A 2954-nucleotide genomic window follows, 5' to 3' on the forward strand; every position below is an offset into this window, starting at 1 on the left:
GCCGAGGCCATTGGTCTCGCTCGCGCCGGAGGAATCTTTGTACCCGCCAGTTGCGTGCTGGCGCTCCGCGAGATCATCCACTCGTCCGCAAACGGTGCCCGTCCGCTCACCGGTATGTTCACCATTCGCGAGGCGGCGGTCGTGGAGGCACTCAAGAGAGGCAAGGCGAACAAGATAATTGCCTACGAACTCAACCTCTGTGAGAGCACCGTCAAGGTCCACATCCGTAATATCATGAAAAAACTGAAGGCTACGAACCGCACGGAGGTAGCGTACAAACTTAGACAGATGTTGCTTTGAAGGCTGCCTCGATCGGTCTTTGCCTGGACGGCTCTAGCAATACAACTGCTGGATGCGTAAACGGCTGACCACAGGTTCGCTGGTCTGATCTAGCGTTCCGAAGGTCGATCGTCTCGTCCGAGCCTTTTCGCGAGACAGGCACTCTCGGCGGGTGTTTAGGTATGTTCCCGGCCAACCGTCGCGGACCCTGCCTTCACCAGAAATCCGACGCTGTCCCCTTCGAGTTCCGCGCCCCGATATGCGGCTTCGGCGGCCTTCAGCCCTCCCGTCAATCTGCGGATCAGTGGAGCCGATCCGACTACATCAGGTGGAAGGCTCAACTGACCGCTGGTGGGTCGCTTTGGTGGCCAGACCCTGAGGCCGAAATAGGTGGCGGCCGAGCGATCGATCCCGCCGCTGAACTGCACCAGCAACGCTTGGCGCGAGTTCCGGGCAATACGGCCTAGGCTGTTGATGTCCATTGATGGTTTGTCGGAGGGCCTCATCGCGACCACGATCACATCCCATGCATCGCCGGTCAGGAGCTCGGGGTGCGAAAAAACGCTTACACTGGCCCCACCCTCGCGCAGTGTATGCTGAAGGGATGGTGCACAGGGTGTGTCGCAGACGATGGCGATCCTCGCGGCACGGTGATCGACACCGGCATCGCCGAGCAAGATGCAGCATAACCGCGCGAATTCCGACAGCAAGTCTATAGCTGGGTGACTGAGATTGGGAGCCGCAACCTTAATGCCGGCCTCGTCGCAGGCGTCGAAGTCCACAACGCCCGGCCGAAGCTCCCATGGTTCAGCCATCAGCGAGACAACCGCATGCGAGGGCAAGAGTTCGATGATCGATCTCGAAATCGGCCCGACCTGGAGACAGTAGGTAACGATGTCGACGTCCTGCCATTTGCGGCTGTCGATACGGTTCGTCACTTCAACGCGTTCGGCGACCTCGGCGTGTTTGGCAAATGCCAAGGTCGCGTCCGCAGTTGCCGCGAAGCTCGGATGTCTGGAGGAGACGCGGGTGAGCGCAACGACACGGCTGGCATTCGCGAGCGCCGCCACTGTGGCGGTCACCGCTTGGTATCCTGTCGTAGCGCCAACGACCACGGTGAGGCCAGAGAGATCTAGATCAAGCACGGCTATTTGCTTGCGGACGGTAGCAAGTACTCCGGCGAGGTCGATCTTTGGGACGCCACGAGCAAACGAGCTTGCGGGAAAATCACGTGATAGAGGTGTCAAGCTGGCTACCACGTTGCGCGCTCCCACTATCAGATAGGCCGGCAATGCCCTTTAAGCAGCTCAACTGCCTGCCGGGTCTCGTCTCACGGCGACGCACGTGCATTTCCTGCATTGCGTTGACGGACACCTTTGCGGCCTTGCCCATTTGGCAAACGTGGTCCCTGTATTTTCTACCCTCGCCAGGGAGCGTGACGGCCCGAATTTGGTTGGCACTTTGACCTTATGGTCGCCGAACCAATTCCGCTGCAGGTTCCGGCAATACAGCCGAACCTGCCTGATCTGCTACCGCAGCAAACGGATGCAGGTGATACGCCGTTTGATCACAAGGCTTACCGACGCTACACCAGCGACGCGCCTATCGGGCTAAGGGGGTAACGAGCGCAGGGTATGGCGCTACCTCCTTTGCTTCTCTTGCCGAGAATGACAAGCCGCTGTGAAGTTGGGCAGCAAAACCATCAGCTTTTCTTGGTGAAACCCGTGACAATAAGCGCATTTGACATAAAGCGCCGCAGGCGCGGCATCCGCATCGGCCAAGAAGTCCATCCGCTTGGAGGCCGGCCCAAGAGGATGATGGATATGACCGTCGCATTGGTCGCACTTGTGTTCGCTGCTCCGGTCATGCTGGTGGTTGCCCTGTTGATATTGGTAACTGACGGGGGACCGGCGGTATTCTCCCACACCCGGGTCGGATTCAACGGCAAGCGCTTCGCCTGCTACAAGTTCAGGACCATGGTGGCCAACTCGGAGCGGGTCCTGGCCAACCATCTTGCGAACAATCCCGAAGCCGCCAAAGAGTGGCAGCAGAATTGGAAATTCAAGAAGGACCCGCGCATCACATTCCTGGGACATATTCTCAGGAAGTCGAGCCTGGATGAGCTGCCGCAACTCATTAACGTGCTGCGCGGCGAGATGAGTTGCGTCGGCCCTCGTCCGGTCGTTCCGGACGAATTGAAACGTTACGGCTCCTGTGCGATCGATTATCTAAAAACCCGGCCGGGGCTGACCGGCCTGTGGCAGGTGACGGGCAGAGACGCAATGGATTATCCCAGCCGTGTCTCTATCGACAGCCGCTATGTGCGGGAATGGTCCCTATGGGCCGATGTCGTTATTCTCGTCCGGACTGTTTTCGCCGTGATGAAATTCGACCGTGCGTCTTGATGAAAGCGCATCGCAAATTCTTGCCTCATGCAGTCGTCGTCCAAAAACCGCAACGTGGTTTCGCAACCGCAATGGGCGAACAGGTGCGGCGCCGGGCGCTGCGAAATGGCAGCCGCGGATCGTCACTGCTCACGTGACATGCCTCGGCGCCAGATGACGCCAAGGAAGAGGCCGAGCAAATAGGCGCACTGCAGAACGACAACGAGAAGCAGGATTGAAAGCAGGCGGTGCCAATCACTGCCGATGCCACCTGCAACGACACCGCCGATG

General features: G+C 58.9%; 3 protein-coding genes. 2 read left to right on the plus strand and 1 reads right to left on the minus strand.

Features of this window, described 5'->3' with window-relative positions; genetic code table 11:
* Nucleotides 1-300 (plus strand): response regulator transcription factor (locus AC1DX0_RS33835; protein ID WP_477358702.1); only part of this gene is annotated, 300 nt, incomplete at its 5' end.
* Nucleotides 301-455: 155 nt separating this feature from the next.
* On the opposite strand, the gene AC1DX0_RS33840 is transcribed toward AC1DX0_RS33835, so the two are convergent.
* Nucleotides 456-1361: a hypothetical protein gene (locus tag AC1DX0_RS33840; protein ID WP_477223848.1), complete on the minus strand. Its 906-nt coding sequence runs from the start codon at nucleotides 1359-1361 to the stop codon at nucleotides 456-458.
* A 585-nt stretch (nucleotides 1362-1946) separates the two neighbouring features.
* Between AC1DX0_RS33840 and AC1DX0_RS33845 the strand changes: the two genes are divergently transcribed.
* Nucleotides 1947-2684, plus strand: a complete 738-nt coding sequence (locus AC1DX0_RS33845; protein ID WP_477223859.1) for a sugar transferase — start codon at nucleotides 1947-1949, stop codon at nucleotides 2682-2684.
* The last annotated feature ends 270 nt before the right edge of the window (nucleotides 2685-2954 follow it).

The sequence above is a fragment of the Mesorhizobium sp. P3_A9 genome (genome assembly GCF_056402975.1).

Coding starts and splice junctions, on each gene's coding strand:
- AC1DX0_RS33845 (WP_477223859.1), top strand. CDS start 1,947: ATGACAAGCCGCTGTGAAGTTGGGCAGCAAAACCATCAGCTTTTCTTG.